Source organism: Candidatus Krumholzibacteriota bacterium (genome assembly GCA_034520215.1).
Lineage (GTDB): Bacteria > Krumholzibacteriota > Krumholzibacteriia > Krumholzibacteriales > WJIX01 > JAGHBT01.
Window position 1 is genome coordinate 22139 of record JAXHNR010000002.1, and the last position, 12695, is coordinate 34833.

Here is a 12695-nt window from a genome sequence, read left to right on the forward strand (position 1 = left end):
AACTTCCTTGCCGCAAGCGTTGCGTTTAACCGTTTTCTTACCTGATAAGCCCATGGCTATTCCAGCATTTTCTTAATTTCTTCCACATTCGGTATTTTTCCCGCCACTTTCACCTCGCCGTCCACGGCCAGGCCCGGCGTCATCATCACGCCGAAGTTCATAATGTCGTTGATGTCCGTCACTTTTTCGATTTCATATTCGATGCCCAGCTCTTTCGACGCCTGTTCGGTCAGCTCGGTGAGCTTCTTGCACTTGGGGCATCCTGTGCCAAGAATTTGTAATTTTTTCATTTCCTTACCTCTCATTTTAATACAGTCAATGGCCGGAATATTGATAGCCGGACCGGAGAAAGGCGATTAGATGCCCCGGTCCGGCACCCCGCATTTGGATGCTGGAGAACCGGGGCAAAATGGTGAAGGAACAGACCGCGACGATCGACCCGGATACAGAAGCAACCAGATAGGCCAGCCATTTGCATAATAGTGAAATTTAATCAACGCGCATCAGCCTTTACCTTTACAAAGATCATTACGACTGACTTTACTTGCTTTCACAAGATCATTATGGATTATACTGTCATCATTCACCCATTCCCTAAGTAACCCAAGTATTTCTTTTGCATATTCCTTTTGTGTCTTCTGGTTGATATAATAGTTAATCCATTTATGTTCTCTTTGCTCAAATATTAAATTTGCTTCTTTAAGTATTGATAAGTGCTTTGAAGTCGTTGATATTGCCAATCCCAGCACCTCTGTTATTTCGCATACGCATAAAGGTTTGACCTGAAGTATCTTCAGTATTCTTACACGGTTCTTATCCGATAAAGCTTTAAAAACTGGTATGAGCGTGTTCATTATATCACCTTTTTCATTTCGTCCAGTAACGAAATATAAAATGCAACCATTTAACTGTCAACCTTTTTCTTGTGTGGTGGAGTTTCCCCAATTTTTTAAGTGTCAAAGAGTGGCAGCTGGGCTTTGCTGCGGTAGGAACGGCCCTTCAAATCCCTCCAGAAGGCTTTTATTCCATCGGCAAGGGCAGCATACCTAAGTCAATGATACCGAAAAATCTCTTCGCCTCTTTCAGCGCATAATGAGCAACAGCTTTCAGCCTGATACTGTCTCCAAGATGTATCGCGGCAAAGTACATCGCACATAGCGCCATCACCATCATGTTCTGAAGACCCCTGTATCTCAGAAGCCGGATGTTCTCTATGTCATAGCTCTGTTTTATGCACCTTATCATCTTCTCCGCATCCTACCTCTTGATAGATGAGGGGAACATATTAGGGGGGCGCCGGCCTTTATACCGCTATCTAACAACAGGTTACAGCCATTTCAAGATATGGTGTATTTCAGGCAGAAAAATACCTTGACATCATCAAGCTTGTTGGCTATTTTGCCAATTAACAAATTAGATAAGGTTATAACAATGCTCATGGACAAAAAAACGAAACAGAAATACGAAGCTCGAGCACAGATCATCAAAGCCATGGCACATCCGACCAGGCTGTTCATCGTCGATGAACTGGATAAGGGTGAACGATGTGTCTGTGAGCTGCGTGACATGATCGGCGCTGATATCTCAACCGTCTCAAAACACCTTTCCGTATTGAAACAGGCAGGAATTGTCGAGGGTGAAAAACGCGGACTTCAGGTGTGGTACAGTCTCAAAATCCGATGCATTCTGAACTTTTTCGGATGCGTTGAGGATGTGTTGAAATCAAACGCGCAATCTGTTAAAACGTCGTAGCCAAGTAGTTTTTTTGCCCGGGAACCCGGCAATTTCGCCAAATAATTGGACGTTAGAAACCCATTATTATGAGGAGTTTGAAAATTGAAATTGAACTGGAAATCTGAATGGAAGCCGCTGGCCTGGATAGTCGCGGTCTTCCTTATTTTCTTTTATCTGCCTATCGACAGTGTTCGCCTGCGCGGAGCAGTTATTGAAGCCCTGGCACTGACTAAATGGTACGCGCAGGAGCACGTTCTCCTCTGTCTTGTGCCGGCCTTTTTCATCGCCGGCGCGATAGCTGTTTTTGTCAGTCAGGCTTCGGTAATGAAGTATCTCGGGGCGAAGGCGCATAAGGTGCTGTCGTATGGCGTGGCATCGGTCTCGGGAACAATACTCGCCGTCTGTTCATGTACAGTTCTTCCGCTATTTGCGGGAATCTATCGTATGGGCGCCGGTCTGGGACCAGCCACCGCCTTTCTATATTCAGGCCCGGCAATCAATGTCCTGGCCATAGTCCTTACGGCGCGAGTTCTGGGACGCGGACTTGGCATTGCCAGAGCGGTCGGCGCTATAGTCTTTAGTATTGTCATCGGGCTTCTGATGCATCTGATCTTCCGCAAAGAGGAAACCGAAAAAGTAAATGCCCAGATGGCTGCGCCGGAGCCGGAAGAAAGCCGGCCCCTCTGGCAGAACGGTCTCTACTTCGCCGCCATGGTTGCGATCTTAGTGTTCGCCAATTGGGGAAAGCCCGATGAAGCTTCGGGGTTCTGGTCGATGATTTACTCATACAAGTGGGTGATTACAAGCGTTGCGGCGGCCGGGCTTGGCGCTATGCTCATTTTCTGGTTCAAACTATCGAAAGTGAAGGTCATCCTTACGGGTGTAGCCGCTGCTTCGGTGGCGCTGCTTTTCCCGCATGAGCCGCTTCTCGCATTCTCGGTCGTGGTAATTGGACTTTCGCTGATAATCAGCAGGCGCGACGATGAATCCGGGGAATGGTTCTCACAGACATGGGGATTTGCCAAACAGATTCTGCCGCTTCTGTTCGGGGGAGTACTTATCGCCGGGCTGTTACTGGGCCGTCCGGGCGAAGAAGGCCTGATACCATCGCAGTGGATAAGCAATCTGGTGGGCGGAAACTCAATCGCGTCAAATCTCTTCGCGTCGGTGGTGGGGGCGTTCATGTACTTCGCCACTCTCACCGAAGTGCCGATTCTTCAGGGTCTGATAGGTAACGGCATGGGGAAAGGACCGGCTCTGGCGTTGCTGCTTGCCGGACCGGCTCTGTCTCTGCCCAATATGCTGGTCATCCGATCGGTGATGGGAACAAAGAAGACAATCGTTTTTGTGTCGCTGGTAGTCATTATTGCTACCATCAGCGGACTGATTTACGGAGCGATATGACCGTGAGAACTGATCAGACTTCAATTGTTATGCTGGCCAGTTGCTTCGAGGGTGGCGGTGGGCGGTTGGGCCTTGATGAGTGTAGGCACGATCCTCTTTGGATTAGTTGTGGCCCTATCCAACTGAGCGCCAGCTTAATTTTATATGAGGGGCGGACAAAGTGGAAGACAGTCGATAACAGCAGAATAGACTCAGGAGGGTTGCTATATGAAGAAAATTGAGATTCTGGGGACCGGGTGCCCCAAATGCAAAAAGCTCGCTGAACAGGTGCAGATAGCCGCCAACGAGCTGAATCTGGACTGCCAGATCGGGAAGGTGGAGGACATTCAGAAAATTATGGGCTATGGGATAATGATGACGCCCGCACTGGTTGTCGATGGTAAAGTGAAAGTAACCGGCAAGGTGCCTTCAGTTGATGAACTGAAAAAGCTCATCGCTTAGAAAACAGGTCATAGGCAGGAGATTTGATAATGGAGATAGAACAAAACGGGTGTTGCGGCGGTTCCTCGCGATTGGTGTTCGCCTGCTCCGGCGCGTCCGATGTCGGCGCCGCGGCCGATCAGGCCGCACGGCACTTTTCACCAATGAACCAGCGTCCATGGGGTGCCTGACGGCCGTCGCCAACGGACTTGACTTCGCGATGGATTCCATAAAAATAGCGGAAAGGGTTCTCGTTATCGACGGCTGTTCGGAAAACTGTGCCAGACTGGCTACAATGAAAGCCGGAGCATCATCCTTCGACCATATCCTGCTTTCAGACCTCGGCACGGGAAAGGGCAATACCAAAGTCGACCGGGAGTATATTGCCCGTGCTTATGAACGGACGGAAATGATAGTAGCTGAAGGAAAATGAAGGGGGTTGGCCAAGGTGTGGCAGCTTATCAGAAACAAGAATGAGTTCCTCAACTACGTGCAGGATGAGATCAACGCATACCTGAAGGAGAATTAATGGATTCTTACATTGTTGCTCTTGGTTCAGCCGTCTGGCTGGGAATCCTTACTTCCATATCGCCCTGCCCTATGGCCACCAACATCGCCGCGATCAGCTTTATCGGCCGACGGGTTGAAAATCCCCGAAAAGTCCTCGCCTCCGGGTTGCTTTATACGCTGGGCCGGATGTTGACATATCTTGTGCTCGGTATCCTGATTGTAGCCAGCATACTGTCTATTCCGGAGCTGGCGATGTTCCTTCAGAAGAACATGAACAAGTTCCTGGGGCCAATTCTCATTGTCGTCGGTATGTTTCTCCTGGAGATGATTTCATTTGACTTGATGCGCAGTGATATCGGATCTCGTATGCAGGGACGGGCGGAACGGTTCGGCATCTGGGGAGCGGCTCTTCTGGGTCTGCTCTTTGCTCTGTCATTTTGTCCGGTTTCGGCCGCTTTATTCTTCGGCAGTCTCATTCCGCTGGCTGTCGAGCATAATTCCGCGGTGGTAATACCCTCCGTCTATGGCGCCGGGACTGCCCTGCCGGTAATTGTATTCGCTTTCGTAATTGCCATTAGCGCCCGGATGGTTGGTGTGATGTTCAATAAGCTGAAAACTTTCGAAAAGTGGGCACGGCGAGTCACGGGCGTAGTGTTCATACTGTTAGGTATCCACTACACTCTAGCCTATATCTTTGGAATAAACATGTTCAACTAAGGAAAATCTCATGAAACTGAAAACCGTTATTTCTGCAGTTCTTCTTCTCTTCGTAGCCATAAGTATAGTGACTTTGATTGTTAAACAAACGAGTGACACTCCACCGGCAATTACCAGCCAGCAGCCCGTCACAGATGAACAATCACAGAATGACCGGCTGATAGTCTATTACTTCCACGGGAATAAGCGGTGTCCAACCTGCAATACACTCGAAGCATATTCAAAAGAGGCGGTGGAGACCTGCTTCTCGGCCGAACTGGAATCGGGCCGGATTGAGTGGCAGGTGGTCAACTATGATAAACCCCGTAACGAGCACTTCCTGACGGACTATGATCTGAGTTTTCAGTCGATGGTGCTTGTAAATATGAAAGACGGCAAGGAAACAGGCTATAAAAATCTCGAAGAGATCTGGGACCTGGTCTGGAACAAGCAGGGATTCATAACTTATGTGCAAAGCGAAATAGCCGATTTTTATATGCAAAACGAAACAGCCGATTTTGTGAATACCAAAGAGAGGGAGTAGCATGAACGGCTTAGCCGTACACATCTCGAAATCCGGATCAGGCGACTGACCGGAACCGCATTCATTCTTTCCGGGCAACTGCAGGGTTGTTCATGTCCGGCTTCGGCGATCCGCCAGAGATGGCCGGGGAACTCGCGGAGCAAGGCGCATCAGAAGAAGAGCAGATGGAGTGCTATCGGAAGGTCCGTGACGAGATCAAAGCCTTTGTCGAAACCCTGCTCAAGAACTGAACAGGTAACGTAAATGCCCGGTAGCATCTGAAATTGCGATTTTCATAGGCAGTACGAAACTAAGCATATCAAATGCGGGATTATTCAACGAGTTCCACTGTGTAACTGCCTTTGTCCGGCAGTATGAATTCCAACTCACCTGAATTCGCCGTTAAATCTTTCTCTATAAAAAAGGTGATATCTTTTGCCCTGAACTCAGAGAAATCCCTTTTCTTTTCAGCGTAAATCAGATTTTCTGGTCTCACCATCCGACCGGACAGCTTTTTCTCAGCCCGTCATCACCCGTAAACAACGTAGAAGTTTCCTATGGTGATGACGCCGCCTCTGGCCCGTATATATCCGAGAAGCTCTTTGCTCGCTTTAATTCTATTGCGTTTCTCCATAATACACCCTCGGGAAAATACTGCTATTTCTATATATTTTCTTTCAGAATACAGCGCCAAAACAGATCATGCAACGTCTTTTTTGTAAATTCTATCAGCGGGCCATTCGTTTTCCGTCCGCTGAAGATAGAAACCGGCAGCGCTGCCACAGAACGCCGGTCAGACGGGCACTCAGAGCTGCTCTGATGCCCTTGTGATCATCGCTGGTGACTGCTACAACTCCCTGAGGATAAAGACGATGGGCTACAGAAAGCGCAGGTTTGAAGACAATCTCCTCTACAGAATCATCAGTGACCACTGGCAGAACTTAATTGATGCTTATGAGCACCTTTCCCAGCGTCTCTGCGCTGCTCTTGGATCTGCAGCAAGCGATGTGGTAAAAAGCTTCCTTGGGCTCAGGAAACCCCATGAACGGATTTGCCGGCAATCAAGTGTGAAAGCTGCGTGGCTGAGAAGCTTCTGTATTTCAGCTGCAAGACCCGTGGTCTGGTTTGTTCTTTTGAGTGATCTTATGTCCTCTACCGAACGGACGGTATCAAGAGCACTGGCGCTGCGGCGCGCCTTGTCACTGCATGGCTGACGCTGCCGAGGAAGATTTCACCTATAAAACCACGCCCCTGGCTGCCCATTACGGCCAGTGACACATTGTCTTCGCGGATACGCTCGAGGATTTCCTTCTTGGGCGAGCCGTAGGGAATCTTGATGTGTACATCCTTAGCGCCCGACTGTTCCAGGTCATCCTTTAGCCGATTCAGGCGCGCGGTGTCGGTTTCGTTGAATTCGGCCAGGCGCTCCTTCAGGTGTTTGTCAATCCGTCCTTTGTCCTGCACGTGCAGCAGCGTGATCCGCTTGGCGCCGCACTCCGCGATCCTCTTCACATAGGAGAAGGCGTGTTCGGAGTTGTCGGAGAAGTCCGTGAGAAACAGAACGTGCCGCAAGCTGTCGCGGGCCCATTCTTCGCACTCCTTTCTTCCCTCTTCTCCGGCCAGGTTGAGACGCAGGATCAGAACCGGTCGCGTGGCGCTGTGGATGACCGCGCTCGCCACACCTCCCAGCAGAATCTCCCCCGCCATCGTGTCGCCCGTTGATCCCACGACCACAAGCGAACAGTCGTACTTGTCGGCCTGACGGTTGATCTCGATCTGAGGCAAGCCCAGCACCATCTTGGCCGTCACGTCGAACCCTTGATCCTCCAGAATCTTCTTCTGCCGCTCGAAGGACGGCTTGGCGATTTCCATCATGCGATCCGCCAGCGATCCCACATCGCGGATGTTGAAGCAGTGTATCAACACAGCCTGGCGCGTTCCCAACGCCTTGAGGGTGCCCAGGGTGCAAATCACCCGCTCCGAAGCCTCCGATAAATCCGTCGTCACCAGCATTTTCTTAAACATAGCATCTGTCTCCTTTCCTGTTTGTTAGACCCGCGCCTTCTCAAACCAATGCTCCGTGCGGGTACAAATTCGAACCAGCCACAGCATCACCGGCACTTCAATCAATACACCCACCACCGTCGCCAGAGCCGCGCCGGAAGACAGCCCGAAGAGCATGGTAGCCGTGGCGATCGCCACCTCGAAGTGATTGGATGCGCCGATCATGGCGGCGGGCGCGGCATCGGCGTAGCGCAGTTTCAGCTTCCGAGCCAAACCGTAACCGATCCAGAAGATGAGCATGGTTTGGATGAACAGCGGAATGGCGATCCACAGGATGGTCAACGGCTGACTCAGGATGATGTCCCCTTTGAAGCTGAACAGCAGGACAAGCGTCACCAGCAGGGCAATGATCGAAACCGGTGTGAGTACGTGCAGAAACTTGTCCGTGAACCAGGCCTCTCCCCTGGTTTTGATAATCCACTTGCGCGAGAGGTAACCGCATACCAGTGGTAGCGCCACATAGATGCCTATCGACAACAGCAACGCCTGCCAAGGAACCGGCAACTGCCCGATACCCAGCAGGAACCCGCCAAGCACACCGTAAAGGATCAGCATGGTAATAGAATTGATCGCCACCATGACCAGGGTCAACCCGTCATTACCCCGCGCCAAATAGCTCCAGACCAGGACCATCGCCGTGCAGGGGGCTATTCCCAGCAGGATGCAGCCGGCGAAGTAACTTCGCCAGAGTGGGATCTGAAGCATCTTGACACCTTCGTTCAGGACCACCGTGCCGGCACCGTGCGTAGCCCCGACGGCCAGATCCAGGCCGAACGGGATCTTTACGAGATCGGTTGCCTCGGCTCCAATGAACCCGCGGAACAGAACCCCGAGAAAGAGCAATGCTATGCCGTACATGGTGAATGGCTTGATACACCAGTTCACAAACAGCGTCAGGAATACCGGTTTTCCGCTTTTGCCCGCCTTGATAACAGACGCGAAGTCGATTTTCACCATGATGGGGTACATCATAAAGAAGAGACAGACCGCGATGGGGATCGATACGACCGGCGCACCCTTTACGATAATGGCCAAACCGTCCAAATAGGTCGCAACCCCCGGGGCGATCTTGCCCAGGAGGATTCCGCCCACAATGCACAGCACCACCCAAACGGTAAGGTATCGCTCGAATACATTCGTCATTTTCCGCTCGTCGGCGGGCTTCACCTCATTGCTCATGTTATATTCCTTTCTTGTGGTTTCCGTCATGCGTAAGGGAATCCGGCAGTGTTTCGACCAACGCCGGAATCGCGCCCCTCACCCATCTGTAACAATCCAATTTTTCATTCTCGCTTTCAATCTGCTCTGCCGCGCGCGGCCAGATCGCCGCCCAAAAACGCTTATTCTGCACATTGTCCGTTGCTTTTTCCATTTTTCGTCTTCTCGTTGTGTTCTCTATTTAAAAGGTCGCCAGCAGATACAATCCCGCGCCGACCAGCAATACGCCGGCGATGCTCCTGATCGCCGTATCCTTTCTTATTTCGTGTGGTTCACCCACAACAATTACTGGTCCCCGCTGTTCCGCCGGGGCAGCAACCCTCACCAGACCGGGCATCATTGTCCAAGATCCCCTTTGAGAATTCCCGCATGGCAGACATCGCGCCTTTTTCGACCATATGCCCGACGGCAATCGCCTCGCGAATCTCGTCTTCGCCAATGCCCAGCTCCTTCGCTTTTGCGACGTGATACGTCAGGCAAGGCTGACAGTGCGCTCCCACCGAGGTTCCAACCGCGATCAGTTCTTTCGTCTTCTCATCCATTGCTTTTCTCCTCTCTACTTAATAGCAATAATCTCTGCCGATACAACATAAGCTTCAACCCCACTGCCGGGAAACCAGTCCTTAATAAACTCCCTTATATTCCTAATGATCCGGGAAGCGTTTGAATAAATTCCTTTATCTCATCCCGTACTTTGCGATAGGAATTCAGCGCCTCTTCTTCATTCGCCGCATTCCTCGCCAGTGCCGGTGGATCCTCAAAGCCCACGTGCACAACCTTCGCCTTGCCTGTCAACCACATCGGACAGGTCTCATTGGCATGTCCACACATCGTAACAACATAATCAAACGGAACATCCTTTACCGCGTCAACGGTCTTGGACTTCTGCGCGCTTATATCCACACCTGCTTCGGCCATGACCCGGACAGCATTTGCGTTTAACCCATGCATCTCTATCCCGGCCGAATAAACATCCATCACATCGTTCTTCAAATGACGTGCCCAGCCTTCTGCCATCTGGCTCCTGCAGGAATTTCCGGTGCACAGAAAGAGAACCTTTAATTTTTCTTTTTTTTCTGCATACGACATAGCGTCTCCTTTTGGATACACATAATCTTATCCACACTTCTCATATCAGCCTGTACCTGTTCGTCATCGCCAAGAGAATCTGTTAACAGCTTGAGAATTTTCCTGACCAGAACATCAGGCCTGCCGGGCCAACGGTAATACATCCACCGCCCTTCCTTGCGATCATCCAGAAGCCGAGCTTGACGCAGAATTGATAAATGCTTGGATACCGTGGATGGCGCCAGCCCCAGCATCTCGATGATCTGACACACGCAAAGCTCACGCTCCTTCAAAACACACAGAATCCGCACCCGATTGTTGTCAGCCAGCGCCTTTATAACATTCATAAACTCAAACATAACTTCTCCGTTTCGTTACATGACGAATTATGATATATATAAAAGCAAAATGTCAACTTGAATCTTCAGAAATATTTCGATAGCTTCTACATGGCGGATTCCCCGCGCTCTCCTGTGGGGATCCTCACGGCGTCCTCGACCAGCGAGCGGTGTGACTCGATCAATCTGTCTTTTTAAGACGCGCTCCAGCAGCATGCATCTGCTTCCGCGCCTCCTCGCCGCCCGTGATCGTCACCGGCCGGGTTGCATCGGAAATCAGCACCACCTCAAAGCCTTCTTTACATCCATCGAGAACAGTCGCCAGCACGCACACGTCCTCGGCGAGCCCTCCAATAAATAATCGTTTGACGCCGTCGTAACGTAACTGCTCTGCAAGACCGGTCTTATCGAAGGCCGAGTTTTGATCCTGATCGAAGCGAACGCCTTTGGTCACTTTTATTGCGGATTCCGGCACCCTCAAGTCTGGATGAAAACGCGCTCCGTCGCTGTCCTGGACGCAGTGTGGCGGCCAGGGACCGCCGCGCTGTTTAAAGCTGATATGATTAACCGGGTGCCAATCACGCGAGACGTAAACCGGCGCCCCCTTTGCGATGGCGGTTTCAATCCAGCGATTGAGGATGGGAACGATCTTGTCGCTATCTTCAATCGCCAACGCGCCGCCTGGACAAAAGTCTCTCTGTACATCGACAACGATCACAGCATCACCGCTATGCAATGTTTCTTCGATACTGGTCATTTTGTATCTCCTCATTTATCGTTTGAACGGAACTTCATCTCTCCCTCACACTATCTTCGATCTCTTTCTGGTATCTGGACAATTCATGGCTTACTTCCACAGGATACGGCGGTTCGGCCGGCGTGATATAGAGGACATGGTCCGGAAGGCGAGCGGTCTGCCGGCTGGCATGCTCGCGCGCCGATTCGAGGTCCACACGGCCTGCGGCCAGGCGCTCGCCGTTACACATCACGGTCTCGAGCAACGGCTGGCCCGCCAGATGTTCATCCGACCGCGCCACCACGTCACGCACATAGCGCCCGTTCATGCTCACCCGGAATATCTGATTACGGCCAGGCAGTATCGGCTTCCCTAAACTCAGCTTCAATCGACCCCTGCCCGCGTATTCACAGAGTTTGTAGGCAATATCCAGGTCAGGGGCATCTTTGGAAACGCCCATGCTGGTGCCAACGCCAAATCCGTCTATGGGAGCTTTCGAGGAAACAAGGCGCGCGATACTGTCCTCGTCGAGCCCGCCGCTGGCAAATATCTCTACCTTTTCAAGTCCCGCCTGATCGAGCAGCCAGCGCGCCTCCCTGGAAAGAACGAGCAGGTCCCCTGAATCGAGGCGCACCGCGCTGATTTTGAATTCTTCGCCCAATGTGTTTGCCAGTTCGATGACCCTGCGAACGCCCCCCATCGTATCGTAGGTGTCTACCAGCAACACCGTTTCCGGATAGAGTCGAGCGAACGCGCGAAATGCTTCCCTTTCATCATCATGTGCCTGAATGTAACTGTGCGCCATGGTACCGGCGACAGGCAGCTGATACTCCTTGCCGGCAAGAACATTCGATGTCGCGGCCACACCGCCTATGTAAAACGCGCGCGCCGCCTTAAGGGCAGCATCTATTCCGTGCATCCGCCGGGAACCGAAATCGATCACGGGACGCCCTTTGGCCGCCATCACAACACGCTGTGCCTTGGAACACAACACGGTCTGAACGTGGATCTGATTCATGACGAAGGTCTCTATGATCTGCGCCTCCGGCAGGGGGGCTACAATCTCCAGAATCGGTTCATTGGCAAATACCGGCGTGCCTTCGGATACCGCGCGGACCGCTCCGCTGAAGCGGAAGTCACGCAGCCGATCAAGAAAGGGATCGGAGAACTGCTCGAGCGATGCCAGGTAAGCAAGATCATCTTCGTCAAAACTCAGATTCTCCAGATAATCGAGTACCGTGTTCAAGCCGCAGGCCAGCAAATAATTCCGTCGCGGGGGCAGGCGGCGAACGAAGAGCCTGAAGACCGCGTCATCGGTCATCCCCTCGTCAAAATAAGCCTGAGCCATGGTCAGTTCGTAAAGATCAGTAAACAGCGCGAGATTATTCGGCATCATTTCCCCCTGTCAAATCTTCGAGAACGCCTTCGTGAACACGTACATCCGCGTCATGGAAAAGTACGAAGCGAATATGTTGGACAGATGACAACCGGGGCAATACAGAGATCACTGTCTCGAATGCCACCCGCGCCGCCGGTTCCATCGGGTATCCAAATGCGCCTGTCGAGATGGCCGGGAAGGCGATGGAAGCGATCCTGTTTTGCTCGGCCAACTGGAGGGCATTGCGGTAACACGCGCCAAGCAGCTCCCCGGCAGGCTCGTCTATCCCGTAAATCGGGCCGAGGCAGTGCACCACCGAGTGATTGGGCAAATTGTGGGCGCCGGTGATCACCGCTTGTCCCGGGAGGATGGGAGCCAGCGGCCGGCATTCCCTTTCCAGCTCTGGCCCAGCGGCTCGATGAATCGCACCGGCCACCCCGCCGCCAACGAGCAGCTGAGCATTCGCCGCGTTCACAATGGCTTCCATATCAGACTGGCGAGTTATATCACCCTTTACACACTCAAGCGTTATTCCCTGAAGATTTCGTTTCATCATGAACTCACCTCCTCGAGCGGTTCTCTTCTGCCTATGCCTAACACTCCGCA

Annotated in this window: 22 protein-coding genes; 7 read left to right on the forward strand and 15 right to left on the reverse strand. The window is 51.8% G+C overall.

Annotation, left to right across the window (positions count from 1 at the left end):
• Positions 1 to 56: 56 nt before the first annotated feature.
• The 4 genes from U5O15_06775 to U5O15_06790 all read right to left on the reverse strand — a co-directional run bounded on the left by U5O15_06775 (position 57) and on the right by U5O15_06790 (position 1245).
• Entirely contained in the window at positions 57 to 290 is a 234-nt protein-coding gene (locus U5O15_06775) for a thioredoxin family protein (protein ID MDZ7860354.1), read from the reverse strand.
• A gap of 25 nt (positions 291 to 315) precedes the next feature.
• Positions 316 to 489, reverse strand: coding sequence for a permease (locus U5O15_06780; protein MDZ7860355.1), 174 nt, complete (start codon positions 487 to 489; stop codon positions 316 to 318).
• A gap of 14 nt (positions 490 to 503) precedes the next feature.
• Positions 504 to 854, reverse strand: a complete 351-nt coding sequence (locus U5O15_06785; GenBank protein ID MDZ7860356.1) for a metalloregulator ArsR/SmtB family transcription factor — start codon at positions 852 to 854, stop codon at positions 504 to 506.
• A 166-nt stretch (positions 855 to 1020) separates the two neighbouring features.
• Positions 1021 to 1245 (reverse strand): hypothetical protein, encoded by a 225-nt coding sequence (locus U5O15_06790; protein ID MDZ7860357.1) that lies wholly within the window; start codon positions 1243 to 1245, stop codon positions 1021 to 1023.
• A gap of 144 nt (positions 1246 to 1389) precedes the next feature.
• Between U5O15_06790 and U5O15_06795 the strand changes: the two genes are divergently transcribed.
• From U5O15_06795 to U5O15_06825, 7 genes are all read left to right on the forward strand, one after another.
• A complete protein-coding gene (locus tag U5O15_06795) occupies positions 1390 to 1752 on the forward strand; it encodes a metalloregulator ArsR/SmtB family transcription factor (protein ID MDZ7860358.1) in 363 nt (120 codons plus the stop codon).
• Positions 1753 to 1842: 90 nt separating this feature from the next.
• Positions 1843 to 3138: a permease gene (locus U5O15_06800; GenBank protein MDZ7860359.1), complete on the forward strand. Its 1296-nt coding sequence runs from the start codon at positions 1843 to 1845 to the stop codon at positions 3136 to 3138.
• Between the two features lie 207 nt (positions 3139 to 3345).
• Positions 3346 to 3579 carry a thioredoxin family protein gene (locus U5O15_06805; protein MDZ7860360.1) on the forward strand — a complete coding sequence of 78 codons (234 nt, stop codon included), beginning with the start codon at positions 3346 to 3348 and terminating at the stop codon, positions 3577 to 3579.
• A 49-nt stretch (positions 3580 to 3628) separates the two neighbouring features.
• On the forward strand, positions 3629 to 3991 hold the full coding sequence (locus tag U5O15_06810; protein ID MDZ7860361.1) for a putative zinc-binding protein: 363 nt from the start codon (positions 3629 to 3631) through the stop codon (positions 3989 to 3991).
• 95 nt (positions 3992 to 4086) lie between these two features.
• A complete protein-coding gene (locus U5O15_06815; GenBank protein ID MDZ7860362.1) occupies positions 4087 to 4785 on the forward strand; it encodes an aromatic aminobenezylarsenical efflux permease ArsG family transporter in 699 nt (232 codons plus the stop codon).
• Positions 4786 to 4795: 10 nt separating this feature from the next.
• Complete coding sequence (locus U5O15_06820; GenBank protein ID MDZ7860363.1) at positions 4796 to 5308, forward strand: nitrophenyl compound nitroreductase subunit ArsF family protein; 513 nt, start codon at positions 4796 to 4798, stop codon at positions 5306 to 5308.
• Between the two features lie 92 nt (positions 5309 to 5400).
• Positions 5401 to 5538, forward strand: coding sequence for a hypothetical protein (locus tag U5O15_06825; protein MDZ7860364.1), 138 nt, complete (start codon positions 5401 to 5403; stop codon positions 5536 to 5538).
• Between the two features lie 80 nt (positions 5539 to 5618).
• Here the strand turns inward: U5O15_06825 and U5O15_06830 are convergent, their stop codons facing one another.
• The 11 genes from U5O15_06830 to U5O15_06880 all read right to left on the reverse strand — a co-directional run bounded on the left by U5O15_06830 (position 5619) and on the right by U5O15_06880 (position 12642).
• Positions 5619 to 5783 (reverse strand): hypothetical protein, encoded by a 165-nt coding sequence (locus tag U5O15_06830; protein MDZ7860365.1) that lies wholly within the window; start codon positions 5781 to 5783, stop codon positions 5619 to 5621.
• 232 nt (positions 5784 to 6015) lie between these two features.
• The gene (locus U5O15_06835) at positions 6016 to 6219 is read right to left on the reverse strand and encodes a transposase (protein MDZ7860366.1); all 204 of its coding nucleotides are present in this window, start codon (positions 6217 to 6219) and stop codon (positions 6016 to 6018) included.
• Between the two features lie 220 nt (positions 6220 to 6439).
• Positions 6440 to 7312, reverse strand: a complete 873-nt coding sequence (locus U5O15_06840) for a universal stress protein (GenBank protein ID MDZ7860367.1) — start codon at positions 7310 to 7312, stop codon at positions 6440 to 6442.
• Positions 7313 to 7336: 24 nt separating this feature from the next.
• Positions 7337 to 8530: an ACR3 family arsenite efflux transporter gene (arsB, locus tag U5O15_06845; protein MDZ7860368.1), complete on the reverse strand. Its 1194-nt coding sequence runs from the start codon at positions 8528 to 8530 to the stop codon at positions 7337 to 7339.
• A 1-nt stretch (position 8531) separates the two neighbouring features.
• Entirely contained in the window at positions 8532 to 8723 is a 192-nt protein-coding gene (locus U5O15_06850; GenBank protein ID MDZ7860369.1) for a hypothetical protein, read from the reverse strand.
• 118 nt (positions 8724 to 8841) lie between these two features.
• Positions 8842 to 9111 carry a carboxymuconolactone decarboxylase family protein gene (locus tag U5O15_06855; GenBank protein ID MDZ7860370.1) on the reverse strand — a complete coding sequence of 90 codons (270 nt, stop codon included), beginning with the start codon at positions 9109 to 9111 and terminating at the stop codon, positions 8842 to 8844.
• 94 nt (positions 9112 to 9205) lie between these two features.
• Positions 9206 to 9658, reverse strand: coding sequence for an arsenate reductase ArsC (locus U5O15_06860; protein MDZ7860371.1), 453 nt, complete (start codon positions 9656 to 9658; stop codon positions 9206 to 9208).
• Positions 9628 to 9996 carry a metalloregulator ArsR/SmtB family transcription factor gene (locus U5O15_06865; protein ID MDZ7860372.1) on the reverse strand — a complete coding sequence of 123 codons (369 nt, stop codon included), beginning with the start codon at positions 9994 to 9996 and terminating at the stop codon, positions 9628 to 9630. The genes U5O15_06860 and U5O15_06865 overlap by 31 nt, the downstream gene beginning before the upstream one ends.
• Positions 9997 to 10156: 160 nt before the next feature.
• Positions 10157 to 10732: a nicotinamidase gene (locus tag U5O15_06870; protein ID MDZ7860373.1), complete on the reverse strand. Its 576-nt coding sequence runs from the start codon at positions 10730 to 10732 to the stop codon at positions 10157 to 10159.
• Positions 10733 to 10766: 34 nt separating this feature from the next.
• Positions 10767 to 12107, reverse strand: coding sequence for a nicotinate phosphoribosyltransferase (locus U5O15_06875; GenBank protein ID MDZ7860374.1), 1341 nt, complete (start codon positions 12105 to 12107; stop codon positions 10767 to 10769).
• Positions 12094 to 12642 (reverse strand): macro domain-containing protein, encoded by a 549-nt coding sequence (locus tag U5O15_06880; protein MDZ7860375.1) that lies wholly within the window; start codon positions 12640 to 12642, stop codon positions 12094 to 12096. Before U5O15_06880 ends, U5O15_06875 begins: the two co-directional genes overlap by 14 nt.
• Positions 12643 to 12695 lie beyond the last annotated feature (53 nt).